This is a genomic window from Bacillus sp. GBSW19 (assembly GCF_002998655.1).
In the GTDB taxonomy this organism is placed as follows: Bacteria; Bacillota; Bacilli; order Bacillales; family Bacillaceae; genus Bacillus.
Map to the genome: position 1 here is coordinate 280886 of NZ_PVRF01000003.1, position 13096 is coordinate 293981.

14 protein-coding genes are annotated in these 13096 nt (G+C 44.2%); 10 read left to right on the forward strand and 4 right to left on the reverse strand.

The window, feature by feature from the left end; genetic code table 11:
• The first annotated feature begins 15 nt into the window (after positions 1-15).
• From C6344_RS15765 to C6344_RS15785, 5 genes are read left to right on the forward strand one after another with little or no spacing between them, the layout of a single operon-like run.
• A complete protein-coding gene (locus tag C6344_RS15765; RefSeq protein WP_060595560.1) occupies positions 16-1233 on the forward strand; it encodes an NRAMP family divalent metal transporter in 1218 nt (405 codons plus the stop codon).
• A gap of 5 nt (positions 1234-1238) precedes the next feature.
• On the forward strand, positions 1239-2030 hold the full coding sequence (locus C6344_RS15770; protein WP_106073085.1) for a putative hydro-lyase: 792 nt from the start codon (positions 1239-1241) through the stop codon (positions 2028-2030).
• 18 nt (positions 2031-2048) lie between these two features.
• On the forward strand, positions 2049-2795 hold the full coding sequence (pxpB, locus tag C6344_RS15775) for a 5-oxoprolinase subunit PxpB (RefSeq protein WP_106073086.1): 747 nt from the start codon (positions 2049-2051) through the stop codon (positions 2793-2795).
• A complete protein-coding gene (locus tag C6344_RS15780) occupies positions 2792-3805 on the forward strand; it encodes a 5-oxoprolinase subunit C family protein (protein ID WP_060595563.1) in 1014 nt (337 codons plus the stop codon). Before pxpB ends, C6344_RS15780 begins: the two co-directional genes overlap by 4 nt.
• Before the next feature lie 14 nt (positions 3806-3819).
• A complete protein-coding gene (locus C6344_RS15785) occupies positions 3820-4581 on the forward strand; it encodes an IclR family transcriptional regulator (protein WP_106061860.1) in 762 nt (253 codons plus the stop codon).
• 45 nt (positions 4582-4626) lie between these two features.
• Here the strand turns inward: C6344_RS15785 and C6344_RS15790 are convergent, their stop codons facing one another.
• Positions 4627-5262 carry an FMN-dependent NADH-azoreductase gene (locus C6344_RS15790; protein ID WP_034283819.1) on the reverse strand — a complete coding sequence of 212 codons (636 nt, stop codon included), beginning with the start codon at positions 5260-5262 and terminating at the stop codon, positions 4627-4629.
• Positions 5263-5665: 403 nt separating this feature from the next.
• Here C6344_RS15790 and C6344_RS15795 point away from each other — a divergent pair, with 403 nt between their 5' ends.
• From C6344_RS15795 to C6344_RS15805, 3 genes are all read left to right on the forward strand, one after another.
• The gene (locus C6344_RS15795; protein WP_066031309.1) at positions 5666-6298 is read left to right on the forward strand and encodes a GDSL-type esterase/lipase family protein; all 633 of its coding nucleotides are present in this window, start codon (positions 5666-5668) and stop codon (positions 6296-6298) included.
• Between the two features lie 89 nt (positions 6299-6387).
• Positions 6388-7470: a C45 family autoproteolytic acyltransferase/hydrolase gene (locus C6344_RS15800; protein WP_106073087.1), complete on the forward strand. Its 1083-nt coding sequence runs from the start codon at positions 6388-6390 to the stop codon at positions 7468-7470.
• Positions 7471-7600: 130 nt separating this feature from the next.
• Positions 7601-9688, forward strand: coding sequence for a BglG family transcription antiterminator (locus tag C6344_RS15805; protein ID WP_106073088.1), 2088 nt, complete (start codon positions 7601-7603; stop codon positions 9686-9688).
• Positions 9689-9705: 17 nt separating this feature from the next.
• Here the strand turns inward: C6344_RS15805 and C6344_RS15810 are convergent, their stop codons facing one another.
• Positions 9706-10317, reverse strand: coding sequence for a class I SAM-dependent methyltransferase (locus C6344_RS15810; protein ID WP_060595568.1), 612 nt, complete (start codon positions 10315-10317; stop codon positions 9706-9708).
• Between the two features lie 155 nt (positions 10318-10472).
• On the opposite strand from C6344_RS15810, the gene C6344_RS15815 reads away from it, so the two are divergent.
• The gene (locus C6344_RS15815) at positions 10473-11342 is read left to right on the forward strand and encodes an SDR family oxidoreductase (RefSeq protein ID WP_106073089.1); all 870 of its coding nucleotides are present in this window, start codon (positions 10473-10475) and stop codon (positions 11340-11342) included.
• 293 nt (positions 11343-11635) lie between these two features.
• Positions 11636-12058, forward strand: coding sequence for a pyridoxamine 5'-phosphate oxidase family protein (locus C6344_RS15820; RefSeq protein ID WP_034664024.1), 423 nt, complete (start codon positions 11636-11638; stop codon positions 12056-12058).
• Positions 12059-12537: 479 nt separating this feature from the next.
• Here C6344_RS15820 and C6344_RS15825 read toward each other — a convergent pair whose 3' ends face one another.
• Positions 12538-12720: a hypothetical protein gene (locus C6344_RS15825; RefSeq protein ID WP_106037152.1), complete on the reverse strand. Its 183-nt coding sequence runs from the start codon at positions 12718-12720 to the stop codon at positions 12538-12540.
• 13 nt (positions 12721-12733) lie between these two features.
• Positions 12734-12952, reverse strand: a complete 219-nt coding sequence (locus tag C6344_RS15830) for a hypothetical protein (RefSeq protein ID WP_060595569.1) — start codon at positions 12950-12952, stop codon at positions 12734-12736.
• Positions 12953-13096: the final 144 nt, after the last annotated feature.

A 13096-nucleotide genomic window follows, 5' to 3' on the forward strand; every position in this document is an offset into this window, starting at 1 on the left:
AAAGGGGGAAACAGCATGAAAAAAGAGGAAGTCAAGCACACGAAGGCACCAAAGGGGAATCGTTCTATGCTGATGGGCGCAGCCTTTTTAATGGCGACGTCCGCAATAGGACCGGGATTTTTAACACAAACGACTGTCTTCACACAGCAGCTTGCGGCTAGCTTTGGGTTTGTCATTCTCATCTCTATTTTGTTGGATATTTTTGCACAAACGAATGTATGGCGCATCATCGCCGTGTCAGAAAAGCGAGGTCAGGATATTGCGAATATGGTTCTGCCGGGGCTCGGTTATGTGCTGGCCTTTTTGATTGTCATTGGGGGACTTGCCTTTAACATCGGAAATATCGCTGGTGCTGGTCTCGGTTTTCAGGTCATCTTCGGAGTCGATCCGCGAATCGGAGCAGGGGTCAGTGCTGTCATTGCCATTCTGATCTTTGTGATCAAAGAGGCTGGAAAAGCGATGGACCGTTTCACACAGGTAGCAGGCTTTGTCATGATCGGCCTGATGCTGTATGTGGCGATTTCAACAGCGCCGCCCGTTGGGGAAGCAGCACTCAGAACATTTGTCCCAGAAGAAATTGATATTCTATCGATTGTGACACTTGTCGGGGGGACAGTTGGCGGCTATATCGTTTTTGCTGGCGGACATCGTCTATTGGATGCTGGAATTAAAGGGAAGGATGCACTTCCTCAAGTGACAAAAAGCTCTGTTTTCGGCATCCTGATTACATCTGTGATGCGTGTCGCTTTATTTTTAGCCGTGCTAGGAGTGGTCTCAAAGGGTTTACAGATTGATCCAGCGAATCCGCCTGCTTCTGTATTCCAGTTAGCGTCTGGAAATGTTGGATATAAAATGTTCGGGATCATTATGTGGGCTGCGGCGATTACATCGGTTATTGGAGCGGCTTACACATCTGTTTCTTTCTTTAAAACCTTCTCGCCAAAAATTGAGCAAAATCAACGTGGCATTATCATCGGCTTTATTGCCCTCTCGACTATTTGTTTTATTACGATCGGACGACCTGTGAACATATTAGTTTTAGTTGGGGCGATCAATGCATTGATTTTACCTCTCGCACTTGGCACCTTGCTGGTTGCGGCCTATAAGAAAGAAATTGTCGGCGATTACCGTCATCCATTCTTTTTGACAGCGTCAGGTGCATTGGTTGTCGTCATCATGGCTTTGATGGGCGGATATACCATTATGAATGAAATCCCGAAACTATGGAGTTGATTTGAATGAGTATTGATCAAACATATGAGCCTTCACAGATCAGAGAGTTGATTCGTAAAAAAGAAATCACAGGACCAACGGCGGGTTTAGCAGAGGGATATGCTCAAGCCAATTTAATGATCGTTAAAAAGGAACTTGCCTTTGACTTTCTTTTGTTTTGTCAGCGCAATCCGGCTGCATGCCCCTTGCTTGATGTACTGGAGCCGGGTGATCCAGTGCCGAGACGGTCGGCACCCCAAGCGGATATTCGTACGGACTTTCCTAAATACCGTATTTACCGAAAAGGGATTCTTCAAGAAGAGGTTTCAGATATCTCTGCTTATTGGAAGGATGATATGGTTGCCTTTCTCATCGGTTGCAGTTTTACGTTTGAGCATGCGCTCATGCTGAATGATATCCCTGTTCGCCATATTGAAAACGGTCATAACGTTCCGATGTATCAAACGAATATCTCTTGTGAAAGAGCAGGGGTGTTTCATGGCCCGATGGTTGTCAGCATGAGGCCCATTCCGGCGCATCAGATTACAAGAAGTGTACAAGTGACGTCTAGATTCCCGTCAGTTCATGGCGGCCCCATCCATATAGGCGACCCAGCAATGATTGGAATTGCCAATGTGGATCAGCCGGACTTTGGAGAACCATCTGTGATCAAAGAAGGAGAAGTCCCGGTGTTTTGGGCATGTGGTGTGACGCCGCAAGCCATTGTCATGCATACAAAACCAGACATTGCGATTACCCATGCACCTGGGCATATGTTCATCACAGATCAAAGAGATCAACAGCTCGGTGTGCTTTAGAAAGAGAGGGATCCTCAAGTGGCATTTTCAACGATAAAAGAGTCTATCACCTTCCACCCGCTAGGAGATGCAGCGATCGTTATCCAAGCAGGAGCAGACATATGTGAGGAGATTCATGAGCGTGTTGTGCAGCTGTTTTCGTGTATTGAGCAGCATCCATTTGCCGGATATGTGGAAGCTGTTCAAGCCTTTACAAACGTGACTGTTTTTTACGAGCCTTATACTGTTCATCAATCTGCCCACCTTCAAAAAAAGGACTTGTCTCCGTATGAATGGGTGAAAAACTATATTGAAACACTTCTTGAAGAGAAATGGCAGGAGGGGGTTCAGTCGAAGCGCCGCATCGTCGATATTCCAGTCTGCTACGGGGGAGAGCTGGGACCTGATTTAGAAGAAGTCGCCCGGATCAATCGTTTAACACCTGAGGAAGTCGTGCGTATTCACACCGCAGGGACGTATCTTGTTTATATGATTGGATTTGCCCCGGGGTTTCCATTTTTAGGCGGGCTGTCTGAAAAGATCGCAGCCCCGCGCAGGGAAACACCGAGAATGTCCATTCCAAAAGGATCTGTCGGCATTGCGGGAAAGCAGACCGGCGTTTACCCCATTTCCACACCCGGCGGCTGGCAGCTCATTGGACAAACCCCGCTGCCACTCTTTTACCCGGACGAGAAAGTCCCAAGTCTATTGAGAGCAGGGGACGAGGTCAGATTTGTCCAAATGTCTGAAAAGGAATTTTTCAGCATGAAGGAGGCAGAACGTTGAGTATTCATGTCATCAAGTCAGGAATGTTCACAACCATTCAAGATAAAGGGCGGAAAGGCTATCAAAAGTATGGCGTCTTAACGAGCGGCGGCATGGACCCGCTCTCACTTAGAATTGCCAACATTCTCACAGGCAACGAGGTAAACGAAGCCGTGCTGGAAATGACATTAATGGGGCCGGGGCCTGTGTTGACGTGTCAAAAGGATGAGCTTATTGCAGTGACTGGCGCTGATGTGGAAATCGACATCGATGGAGAGCCAGCCCCTTTATGGAAGCCGCTCTTTGTTCGATCAGGAAGCACGATCACCTTTGGTCCTTGTAAGAGAGGCTGCCGCGCTTACCTTGCTGTGGCAGGTGGATTCGATGTGGAGCCGGTCATGCAGAGCAAAAGCACCTATGTGAGAGCAGGAATAGGTGGACTGAACGGACGTCCGCTTGAAAAAGGAGACGTCCTGTCCATTGGAAAGCCTTCAATCGTAGCGGATCGATTGTCTGATAGGCTCAAAAGCGAAGTGAAACAGGCGGCGTACAGCGCACCCGATTGGACTGTAAGTCATACGCATTTTTTGCCGCTGCGGAAATCGCCCGTGATTCGGGTGCTGCCAGGGAGACACCTTTCTTTTTTTCAAGAAATATCTCAACACACCTTTTTCGAACAGCCTTACCAAGTCACGCCTCAATCAGATCGCATGGGCTGCCGCTTGAAGGGGGAGCCGGTTCATTTAAAAGAAAAGCTTGAATTGATTTCAGAGGCGGTTGCCTTTGGTTCTATTCAAATTCCTCCTGACGGCCAGCCGATTATTCTGCTGGCAGATCGGCAAACAACAGGAGGATACCCGCGTATTGGAGAAGTAGCAACGGTCGATCTGCCGCTCATTGCACAAGCGATGCCTGGGGCGAATCTGTATTTTAAGCGAATCGATCATCAGGACGCAGAGCAGGCGCTATTTAAGCAAGAAGCAGAATTGAAGGAGCTGGCTGCCAGAATCAAGCTGGAAGCATTCGTTTAGAAAAGGGGATGGACATGCAAAATACAAATAAAACCGTGGTGAAATCAATGGAGATTTTGCGGCTGTTTATCGCTCGTGACCAATTAACGTTAAATGAAATGATCGAGCTCTCCGGCATGCCGAAAACGTCTGTGCACCGCATGGCGAGCTCGTTAGCCGATATGGGATTATTAGAAAAACATGATTCAGGTGTTTATCGTTTAGGCCTGATGTTTCTTGAATACGGTCAGCTTGTGGCGGACCGCCTTGATATTCGGAGAATTGCAAGACCATTTATGGAAGGCTTGCGGGATGAAGTGGGAGAAGCTGTACAGCTCATCGTTCGTGAAGGAGACGAAGCCATTTACGTGGATAAAATCGAAGGGACGCAGCCTGTTCGTCTCTACACCGCCGTCGGCAGGCGCTCTCCTTTATATGCGGGTGCTTGTGCAAGAAGTATTCTCTCCTTTTTGCCAGAGAACGAGAGACTCGCCTATATCGATTCGATTGAGCTAGGGAAAATCGGAATCGGGACCATTACAGATAAAGAGGTTCTTCGAAACATACTGGATGAATCAAATGAAAGGGGCTATACGTTAAGCTATTCGGAGCTTGAAAACTATACCGCTGCGGTTGGAGCCCCTATTTTCAATCACCTTGGAGAAGTCGCAGCAGGTATTAGCATTGCAGGGTTTGAAGCAGGCTATCAAAAGGAACGCCTTCCATATTTAATTGAGCAGGTCAAAAAAGCCGCGAGTGGTATCTCTAGAGAGTTAGGCTTTCATCTAAACAAATAAAAAGCCAATGACCGTTAAGATCATTGGCTTTTCGCGTTCAGTTTATTAGAAAGTTTTTCCTAAAGCTTTTGCACGTTCGATCGCATCTGCTTTAATTTGCTCTGCTTTCGCAGGTTCAGCATTGTGACCTTCAACGATAAGACCTTCGAAGGAAGGAATTCCGAAGAAGCTCGCAATTGTACCAAGGTAACGGTGGCCTGCTTCAAGTTCAGCAGCAGGACCTTCAGAGTAGTATCCGCCACGTGCTTGGATGTGTAGAGCTTTTTTGTCTGTTAATAATCCAACAGGACCTTGCTCAGTGTATTTGAATGTTTTACCAGCTACAGCAACAGAGTCGATGTATGCTTTAAGAACTGGTGGGAATGAGAAGTTCCAAAGTGGTGAAACAAATACATATTTGTCAGCAGAAACGAATTGATCGCTTAATTCGTTTAGGCGAGCAACTTTCGCTTGCTCTTCAGCTGAAAGTGTATCGAAGCCAGCACCTGATTGCAGCTTGCCCCAGCCAGCGAATACATCTGCATCAATGTGAGGGATGTTTTCTTTGTACAAATCGATATGTACAACCTCGTCACTTGGGTTTGCTTCCTTATAAGATTCGATAAATGCTTTAGCAGTAGCCATACTGTAAGAAACTGTTTCATCATGCGGATGTGCAGTGATGTATAAAACTTTTGCCATGTTCATTCAATCCTTTCTGTTTCAGTGTTTTTTTTAGTGTATCCCAAAGATACACTGAATATGTGGCATCTTTAATCATATTGGAATGCTATGAAAAAGATGTAACAAGCACAGTTACATAAAAACTGATATTTTCATTGTAATCACAATGTAGTTTGAAGTCAAGGTATAAAGTCTCGAAATCAAGATAAAAAGTTTGTAAATTTTTTTGAAACGCTTGGAGATACGGATTTCATCATAAAAACCTACTCCTATTGAACAAAAAAACAGTCGATCTCGCAAGTAAAGAGTTTGTAAAGACGTCTCACGAAAAAAAGATGAATGCCCCTAAGCCATCTGCTACAAGCATCTGTTCTCCGATTTCGTATATATAAGAGAAGGCAGGAGAGAGTGAGGGATAAGAGTGGGACGATCCTATGTTGCGACTGGAGATTCCTTAACAGTGGGAGTGGGGGCACGTTTATTTGGCGGAGGCTTCGCTGAGCGGTATCAATGGATGCTTGAAAAAAAGACACAGGCGTCAGTCGAGCTGTCCGTATTTGCAAAGTCAGGGTTAACGACGGATCAGATTTTACAGCTGTTCAAACGATCTGATGTGAGGCGTGCTATTGCACCAGCTGACATCATCACCATCACAGGCTGCGGGAATGACCTTGTTCAAGCTGTTCAGCAGTATGAAGAGGGTGAAGATGAAAAGAAATTGCTGCAAGCGACGCTGCATTGCCAAGCAAATTTCAGCAAAATGATTCAAGAAATCGCTCAGATCAAAAGAGGGCAGAAGCAGCCCTATTGCGTGTATCTCATGAATTTATATAATCCTTTTCCGCAAATACCAATAGCCGGGCGGTGGCTTCAGCAATACAATCATCAGCTTCGCTTGCTTGCTGCAAATCCGCATGTAGAGGTTGTGGATGTGTACCGGGCGTTTGAGGGACATGAAAGAGATTACTTATCGATTGATCAATTTCATCCGAACCATAAAGGATATGAAGCAATGGCAAAAGCATTGTTTCAACAATCCTGTAAACAACTGTAATCCGTTGGGGTTGCAGTTTTTTTCATCCTTTTCAATAAATGACGGTTTCGATATGATAAAAGAAACGAAGGCGAAAGAGGTGTGCAGGCATGGAGGAGATCAGTGCATATTTTCATGAAATGACAGGAACCGCTTATGAAGTAGGAAAGCAGCAGGCTGTCTGGCTTAAGGAGAACCCGTTGCTACAGACACAATATATTCGAACAGAACCGCTAGAAAAAGAGGCCGTGAAGGAAACGAAGCAGCTGATGCGCCCTTATCTTCCTCAGTTAGAAGAAGAGATTGCTGGATTTTGTGATGAACTGCAATTAGATGAGCGTTATTTGACCTTTTTCTATTCATCTCATCTTCAGCCAGGCTGTTCCCACTGCGTGAGGCAGGGGAATATGGCGGCCGGTCAACAAACGGTCATGCTGCGTAACTATGATTTCTCCCCGATATTTGATGATATGCGTCTTGTGACGACACATGTGAAGAGCTTGGCATGTCATACAGGCTCGTCGCTGCTCTTGTTTGGCAGATCTGATGGGATGAATGAGCATGGTCTTTCTGTCACATTCTCTGCTTGTGGTCCGCCGGTTGGAAATGAAGCCGGTTTAAAGGCTCCAGCAGTTGCCGGTTTGCAAGTGTATCATGTGATTCGATCTGTTCTGGAAAACTGTAGAACGGTTGAGGAAGCCATTCACTCTATTCAGGAAATGCCCGTTGCCTCAAATGTTCACCTCATGCTTGCCGATCGAAAAGGAGAAGCGGCTGTGATTGAAATCATTGATGGTCGCAAAATGGTCAGAAGACCGGAGGCAGGTTATATTGCAGCCACAAATCATCCGATTGCTGATCAAACAGCAAAAGGGATGACAAAACAGCATTCTGTTGTTAGATACGACATGTTAATAGAGGCTTTAGAACAACGACGATCAAGTGATGCTCTTGCTAAGCTGTTCCAGACAGAATACCCTGAAGGTCTGGCTGTGCATAATTATGAGGAGCTGTTTGGAACAATGCGAACCGTCATCTTCCGCCCGGAGGAAGGAACGATGGATTATTGCTTTGGCTCTCCAGTATACAACCCGACGTATTCTTTAAAAGCTGGGGGTTCACTGCCTTTTCATGAACAAAAGGTTCAATTTCATCAAAAGGATCATGGACCGTCATTTTGGAGAAACGTATGATCGGACGTTGTATTTAATTTTGTCACAGCCCATGTGCCAAAGTCAGATCAACTTAAGATTGCATCGTTTGTTGAAAGCGTTTTATATTAAGGTGTGACAATAGACCTATTTTTGCAGAAGGAGGCATTTCATGTACATAACGGCACGAGAACAGAAGATCATCAAATACATCATTCAGCAAAATCGTTATGTCACCATTCGTGAGATAGCCGATTCTGTTCAGGTGAGTACAAGAACGATTCATAGAGAACTAAAATCGATTAAACCCATATTAAAGAGTTATGATCTTTCACTAGATAAACAGCCGGGGAAAGGCTTGAAGGCAGTCGGTGAACAGGAGGATAAACAGCGGCTTCTTGCTCATATGTCAAATGAGGATCAAATTGAATATAGCTCTGACGAACGGAAGCTCTTAATATTATGTGCCCTGCTTGAAGCAAAGGAACCGGTGAAATTATATACACTCGCAGCCGATTTGCAGGTAACAAATGCGACCATCAGCTATGACTTAGATGAACTGACAGAGTGGATCGCTCCTTACGGTTTGCAGCTGATCCGAAAACGCGGGTATGGCATTGAATTAAAAGGACCGGAAGAAGCAAAACGAAAGATTGTCGGGAACCTTATTGTTGACCGGCTAGATATTCAATTATTTTTAGAAACAATTGAAATGAATATCAAACATCGAACGAAAGCGACGGAAAAGGTGTTTGGCGTTGTCAGCAGAGGGCAGCTGCTTAAGGTAGAAAGACTGCTCTTTCATTTGAAAAATAGACTGTCACTCTCCTTATCTGATAGTGCCTATATTGCCCTTGTCGTTCACTTAACCTATGCCATTGAACGGATTCAGCTTGGTGAAACCATTCGAATGGAAGGGGAAGAGCTGCTTGAACTAAAGCGGACGAAAGAATTTGAATCTTCTCAGCGAATCGCAAGAGCGCTTGAACGTATGTTTAATGTGGAGATCCCTGAAGCAGAGGTCGGATATATGACCATCCACCTGCGCAGTGCCAATCGCAGCTTTGGGGCAGAATACCGTATTGATGAGATCGAGCTGGATATAGCGATCAGAACGAAGAAGCTCATTGATTTTATTTCAAATAAAACCGGCTATCATTTAAATGAGAATGATTCATTGTATGAGGGACTCGTGTCTCATCTTGAACCTGCCATGAACCGTTTAAAGGAAAAGATGAGAATCTATAATCCGCTCACACAACAAATAAAAAAAGACTACTTTTTGCTGTTCATGGCGATTGAAGAAGGAGTCGAGCGTTTCTTTCCAGAGATTGAATTTCCAGAGGATGAAATTGCCTTTATAGTGCTTCACTTTGGCTCAGTGCTTGAAATCAAAAAAGAAGAAACAAACATTCATGCACTAGTCGTTTGTTCAAGCGGGATTGGTTCCTCCAAAATGCTCGCCTCGCGGCTAAAAAAAGAATTACCGGAGATCGCCAAATTCGATTTATCCTCCTTAATGGAGCTAAAGGAAATTGATGCATCGAGCTATGACATGATTGTATCGACTGTTCCGATCCCATATGACCATATCGATTACATCATGGTCAGTCCGCTCCTAAACGAGGATGACGCCATGCGTGTGAAAGCTCATATTAAACGGAAGATCCCTTATATGATCGAGAAAAAAAGAACAAAAGAAGCTGTTAAAGAATCTGTGCAAGAAACGGTTGATATGATGGCGGTTGCAGAGCAGGTGACGAATTATATGTCTGTGATTCGCAGCATCTTGTCCCATTTTACCATCGAAAATAGAGAGACGCTGCCGCAGCATGAGGCAACAATCAGGCAGCTGCTTCGTCAGCTTGAAGAAGAAGGATCTATCACACATGCGGATGATGTAGCGAGCGGCTTACTGGAACGTGAACAGCAAGGCGGTTTAGGGATTCCTGGTACAGAATTTGCTCTTTTTCATTTAAAGCATGAATTCATCAAGGAACCAATCTTTCATATTTACGATCTTGATCAGGCATACGAGGTGAAAAGCATGGACGGCGGGCAGCAAATGATGTCACGAATGCTTATGATGCTGGCGCCGCAAAAGCTTGGCAAGGAAGGGTCTGAAATGTTTAGTCTGATCAGTTCATCCATCATTGAAAGTGAGGAAAGCATGGTGCTTTATGGACAGGGATCAAAGGAAGAGATTGAACAGAAATTGCATCAGCTGTTCTATCAATTTGTAAAAGAAGCAAAATGGTAAGAAAAAAAGCCGAGAGCTTATTCGCTTCTCGGCTTTTTGGCTGTGACACAGACAGCAAGTGTTGGACGAATTTCCTCATACTCAACAGAAAAATGGTCAAACCCCGCAAACTGTAAGTCATTCAATATGTTTTCACCCATCTCTTTTGTCCGGCTCGCATCAGCACCTTTTTCTCTTGGCTGCATCACAATGACGAGTTTTCCGCCTGGTTTCAACGTGTGATAAAGGTTGAGTAGGCCAGTCTTTGGATCATCCCAAATCGTAAAGTTGTTGACAGACAGTACTTTGTCATACTGCTCTCCGGGCAAGCGTGTTTTCTCGATTTTCCCTACATACAGCCGGACCTGTTTGTCTTTTGACCGTTTGCTGACGCGGGACTGTGCTTGCTCCTGCATGGTGGCGGAGGCATCTAGACCATCAATGTGAAGATCTTCATAATGCTTAAGCATATGTTTGATGCTGTAGCCGGGCCCATAGCCGATTTCCAAAATGTTTTCACTATCTGTCAGATCTAAGTGCTGGATGGCCCACTGATTCAATGCTTTATTTTCATTTGCCATAATGAAGCCTGCGATGCTTCCGAGCCAGCCTTTTGGTCTGCTAAAGGTTTTCGAAATGGTTGACAGCATTTGAGAACGCTCCTTTTTAATGATCATGTAACCGATTTTTCCCATCTTGAAACATGCCAATTTACAAAACGCATCTGTGCAGTTTAGGGATGTTTGAGTAAAAAAAAGAGGTGGTAATGAAAGGATACATCAACAAATCAAGGAGGAGCTTACACATGGATTTACGTGAATACTTAACAAATGGCATTCCGCGCCAAACACAGGATCAGCAGCCAGGCAGTGAAAGAGAAATGAATCCTGCGCCGATCTTTGAGGATAAATCATATCAAGGATCTGGCAAGCTCAAAGGGAAAGTCGCACTGATTACAGGCGGAGATAGTGGAATTGGACGTGCTGTATCTGTTGCCTATGCAAAAGAAGGTGCACACGTCGCCATTGTGTACTTAAATGAACATGAGGATGCAAAGGATACGCAAAAGCGCGTAGAACAGGAAGGCGTTAAATGTTTAACGATTGCAGGAGATGTCGGTGACGAAGCCTTTTGCGAGAAAGCGGTAGAAAAAACAGTTGAAGCCTTTGGGCAATTAGATATTTTAGTGAATAATGCGGCTGAACAGCATCCGAAAGAACGGATTCAAGATATTTCTAGTGAACAGCTTCACCAAACCTTTAGAACCAACTTCTATTCTTATTTTTATTTTACGAAGAAAGCACTGGATTACTTAAAACCGGGAAGTACAATTATTAATACAACATCCATTAACCCATATCGAGGCAACAAAGTGCTGATTGATTATACGGCGACAAAAGGGGCCATCAACGGCTTTACGCGTTCTATGGCACAGTCGCTTGTGAAAGATGGGATTCGGGTGAATGGTGTAGCGCCAGGTCCAATTTGGACGCCGCTCATTCCATCTACATTTGATGAGGATAGTGTGGAAAGCTTCGGGGCAGAAACCCCAATGGGAAGACCAGGACAGCCTGTAGAGCATGTCGGCTGCTATGTGCTGCTTGCTTCTGACGAATCGTCTTATATGACAGGACAAACACTTCACGTCAACGGCGGTTCCTTTATGAATACATGATCAATAGCGCCACCGCCCAGCTTTGATTGGGCGGTGTGTTTAGTATTTTTTGCGATTCTTCTGCACAGATGAGACAGACCATACGATAATGCCCACAACAACTGCCGCAATGACAAGTGAACTCAAATGGAACATCGTTTCATGATGCATGTTCAACTTCTCCCTTCATTGAGCCTGTTTTCTATAGCATCAGCCAGAAGATCTCTTTTTATGAAAAACACATTTCTTTGTTTAATGAATGGATTGTCGTGGAAACCTAAGAGTACGGATGAAATTTGAAGGAGTGAAACGATATGTCACAAGAAGAATTAAAACAAAAGGTACTCAACCTATTAGATGAACAAAAGGTCGGGACACTGGCGACCGTTGAACAGGATAAGCCGCATACCCGCTACATGACTTTTTTCCATGAAGGGCTGACATTATATACACCAACGAGCAAAGAAACACATAAAGCAGACGAAATTGAAAAAAACCCGAATGTCCATATTCTCATTGGTTATTCAGGTGAAGGATTCGGTGACACGTATGCAGAAATCGCAGGTACCGCAACATTAACCGATGATCCAGAACTGATCGACCGCCTTTGGTCTGAGGAGATGGAGAAATGGTTTAAAGGAAAAGATGATCCGAATCTAGTGATTCTGAAGATTGATCCAACCTCCATTCGTTACATGAATGAAGGAAGCCGTACGCCAGCAGAATTATCACTTTAACACTTGCGTAAGCTGGGGGTATGTGTTATAATTTTATATTAAGTGTTGAAATAAGCAAATAAATAAAGAAAGTAAACTTTCTTTTTTCTATGACATAATGAGAAGCAATAGAGCTTCTACTTGATAAGAACGAGACGCTGTCAAAGCGAACAACTTATTCTTTTCCTTCTGCACCCGCCCCCTATAAAAGCGGAAGAGTGGAAAAAAGACGTTTTGATTTACAATTCACACTGGCACGGCTTCGGAGCCGTAAGGACGAATGAGAGGTAGGGCTTTCGTTGTCTTGTTATCCAGAACTTCCATGGCGTTTACTTTCAAACGTAGGTTCACTCGGAACACATATGACACACTGATATGATCGAATCTTAATTCATACACTCCGTAACGGAGATCACACATTGATTATTTATTTGCATGAAAAGAGCAAGGAAAAGGCTGCCATCTATTTGGCAGCCTTTTTCATTGGGTTCATTTCATGATCACTCACTTCTTCCTTTCTTCTGATAATGCCAAATCCGCCCGATAAAAAAGAACATCACTGCAAACAAAATAGAAAAGACGAACATGTCCAAGAGTGTCACGCCTCTATTTGGGTGCACAATGCCAAACCAAACCCATTGCAGAACAAAAGAGATAGCAAAATAACTGATGGATTCTTTCATGATTTTCCCCATTTCACTTATTTTTTTGACCTTTTAGCCACAACATCCAAATGAAGAAGGAAGCAATGACACACGTAAGCAAAGTGATGGGCGGCAAGGTATGCCAGCTAGTCAGCCCCTTTACAAAACACATATAAAAAAAGAAAATGGAAATGGATACGAGCACCCATTGCTTGAACCAACGAGGAACACGCAGCCAAGCCGCTAGAAAGATAGAAGATAGCTTATCCAATGAGAAAAACTCCTTTTTTGAATCTGATTGGATTTTATCGCAAACAACGAAGTTTGTAAAATATGGAATTCGAAGGCTGGAATGGTATTCTTCTAGCACGAAACATTCTCGCTGCACTAACGTATAAGGTAAAGGAACCTCATG

Excerpts from the sequence above, each read along its gene's own strand:
- C6344_RS15785 (WP_106061860.1), top strand. The coding sequence starts at position 3,820 with ATGCAAAATACAAATAAAACCGTGGTGAAATCAATGGAGATTTTGCGG.
- C6344_RS15810 (WP_060595568.1), bottom strand. The coding sequence starts at position 10,317 with ATGCTGTCAACCATTTCGAAAACCTTTAGCAGACCAAAAGGCTGGCTC.
- C6344_RS15800 (WP_106073087.1), top strand. The coding sequence starts at position 6,388 with ATGGAGGAGATCAGTGCATATTTTCATGAAATGACAGGAACCGCTTAT.
- C6344_RS15825 (WP_106037152.1), bottom strand. The coding sequence starts at position 12,720 with ATGAAAGAATCCATCAGTTATTTTGCTATCTCTTTTGTTCTGCAATGG.
- C6344_RS15815 (WP_106073089.1), top strand. The coding sequence starts at position 10,473 with ATGGATTTACGTGAATACTTAACAAATGGCATTCCGCGCCAAACACAG.
- C6344_RS15790 (WP_034283819.1), bottom strand. The coding sequence starts at position 5,262 with ATGGCAAAAGTTTTATACATCACTGCACATCCGCATGATGAAACAGTT.
- C6344_RS15805 (WP_106073088.1), top strand. The coding sequence starts at position 7,601 with ATGTACATAACGGCACGAGAACAGAAGATCATCAAATACATCATTCAG.
- C6344_RS15820 (WP_034664024.1), top strand. The coding sequence starts at position 11,636 with ATGTCACAAGAAGAATTAAAACAAAAGGTACTCAACCTATTAGATGAA.
- C6344_RS15765 (WP_060595560.1), top strand. The coding sequence starts at position 16 with ATGAAAAAAGAGGAAGTCAAGCACACGAAGGCACCAAAGGGGAATCGT.
- C6344_RS15770 (WP_106073085.1), top strand. The coding sequence starts at position 1,239 with ATGAGTATTGATCAAACATATGAGCCTTCACAGATCAGAGAGTTGATT.